The sequence below is a fragment of the Ruegeria sp. AH12 genome (genome assembly GCF_056541465.1).
The window spans coordinates 1-950 of the sequence record NZ_JBQFYL010000093.1; the positions used below are offsets into that span (position 1 = coordinate 1).

Sequence of the window (950 nt, forward strand, 5' to 3'; positions counted from 1 at the left end):
GCAAACCCAGGGCTGTGGTTTTGGTTACGTGGTTGTTGTCGTAGTATGCGGCTCTTCCATCCTTCATCGCTGAACAAATATCGCCGGCGCAAAAGTCCGGCCAGGTTTCCAAAAGTGTGACGTTCGGGCGGCGCAGAACTGGCTCGAGCACTTGGTTCGTGTTGTGCATTCGTTGTTTCAAATCTTTGCTTTGAACCAGTGTACGGGCCATAAGTTGGCTGTCATCCATGCCACGTATAACCGCATCTCGCGCCAAGTAATACGACCGGTAATTTGGTATCTCCGGCGGATGCTCTAATATGAATATCCTGTCCGACTTAGTTTCCAGTTCGTCGAGAGTCCGGTGAAGCGCGTTTGCAAATTGCTGTGGCTGATCGGCCCCAGAAAGCTCACCAATTGTTGAAAACAACTCGACCGTTGTTCTTTCGTCCACGCCAACACCTTTCCCTTCCACATAATAAGCCCAGCGGCTAACCAAAAGTGTCGCTTTCAAATCAGGTATTTTCGCCAAATCTTGTTGGAGTGACATGTTTGCTGTTTCGCATTTCTTGTTTGCCAATGCTGACAGACCGCTTTCGTTCTTTCCAACCCCAAACAATGGCACACAGCCATATTGCCAAACAACCAATGCAGGCACACCAGCCGATCTTGCCGCCGCCTCTAATCCAGCCGATACTGCAACAAGATGGCTATCGCCCCAAATCAACACTTCAGGCGCGCCTTCCGGACCAATATGGCAAACTGTGCTACCTGGAAACGTGTAACTCTCTGATGGGCGGCAGGTCGGTGTATCCCATTCCATATCCTGCGAAGCCTCAATGTGGGTACGTACATCGTAGGGGAATCGTTCGATTATTCCATTCCCAAGATAGATCGCCGCGCCAGCGCCTAGGGTGATTATCGAGGCTCCGGCGGCGCCTCCTATAAGCGCCTGAGGTTTCAGATTGCCA

Annotated in this window: 1 protein-coding gene; it reads right to left on the reverse strand. The window is 51.3% G+C overall.

Translation table 11 applies throughout. From position 1 onward, the window contains the following. The coding region (locus tag ACR0EL_RS21850; RefSeq protein ID WP_480502269.1) for an SGNH hydrolase domain-containing protein at positions 1 to 950 on the reverse strand (950 nt) is incomplete at both ends.